The organism is Xenorhabdus sp. KK7.4, from assembly GCF_963876465.1.
Lineage (GTDB): Bacteria > Pseudomonadota > Gammaproteobacteria > Enterobacterales > Enterobacteriaceae > Xenorhabdus > Xenorhabdus stockiae.
In genome coordinates this window covers 1-705 of the sequence record NZ_CAWNQF010000030.1, presented here as the reverse complement: position 1 = coordinate 705, position 705 = coordinate 1, and the positions used below count along the sequence as shown (strand labels likewise).

Genomic DNA, 705 nt, shown 5'->3' with positions numbered 1-705 from the left:
TTGTATATAGAAAACCCCCTGCTAGGCAGGGGGTTCCGTAGAGCTTTCAGCGATGAGGCAGCTATAAAAACCCCTTTTGATTTGTTAAAACACCTTGCGGTCTGGCAACTGCAAAAGTCAATCAAGAAATCGAAAGGGGGTCCCACCATGAGGGATGAGAAAAGCTTAGCGCATACCCGATGGAACTGTAAATATCACATTGTCTTTGCCCCAAAATACCGAAGGCAGGTGTTCTACGGAGAAAAACGTAGAGCGATAGGAAGTATATTAAGAAAACTCTGTGAATGGAAAAACGTGAACATACTGGAGGCAGAATGTTGTGCGGACCACATCCACATGCTTTTGGAAATTCCGCCCAAGATGAGCGTGTCGAGTTTTATGGGGTATCTGAAGGGTAAAAGTAGTCTGATGCTTTATGAACAATTTGGAGATCTAAAATTCAAATATCGGAATCGAGAGTTTTGGTGTAGAGGGTATTACGTTGATACAGTTGGGAAAAATACAGTTAGGATACAGGAATATATAAAGCACCAACTGGAAGTGGACAAATTGGGAGAGCAGTTATCGATTCCATACCCAGGTAGCCCGTTTACGGGCCGTAAGTAATCACTAGAATGCAAATGTCAGATTGCGATGCGCCTGTTAGGGCGCGGCAGGTAAGAGAGCCTTATAGGCGCATATGAAAAACCCCCGGCTATGCCGGGG

1 protein-coding gene is annotated in these 705 nt (G+C 44.7%); it reads left to right on the top strand.

The annotated features are described in order from the left end of the window. Positions 1-147 precede the first annotated feature (147 nt). A complete protein-coding gene (tnpA, locus tag AACS90_RS04325; protein WP_099123675.1) occupies positions 148-606 on the top strand; it encodes an IS200/IS605 family transposase in 459 nt (152 codons plus the stop codon). Positions 607-705: the final 99 nt, after the last annotated feature.